Raw genomic sequence first — 254 nt, 5'->3', positions numbered from 1 at the left:
ATGGCGCGGCTGGAGCATGTCATGGGCAGATTGCCAACGCGGGGAGGGCAATGTGCGGTCTGTGCGCGGCATCACGTGCATCTCAGGGCTGTGGCGACGGTCTCTGACGTGGCGTGGGCGTCTGGTGTGGCGCGGGCAGTTTATATCCGCTCCGGTCAGGGGGGCGGAGTCTTCGGGTATGCGGACAGGCAGACCATGTTTCGGGCGCAGTACGCCAGTTTTGGAGCGGACTATGGGCAACGGCTTGCGCAGTT

1 pseudogene is annotated in these 254 nt (G+C 64.2%); it reads left to right on the top strand.

Going from position 1 to position 254, the window contains the following annotated elements:
• Nucleotides 1-21: 21 nt before the first annotated feature.
• Nucleotides 22-254 (top strand): annotated as a pseudogene (locus tag R0J92_RS24850) (MurR/RpiR family transcriptional regulator); the annotation flags it as partial.

It is taken from the genome of Tritonibacter sp. SIMBA_163 (assembly GCF_046535935.1).
Classification (GTDB): domain Bacteria; phylum Pseudomonadota; class Alphaproteobacteria; order Rhodobacterales; family Rhodobacteraceae; genus Epibacterium; species Epibacterium scottomollicae.
Note: the sequence above shows the minus strand (reverse complement) of the source record. Positions and strands in the feature narration are given on the sequence as shown.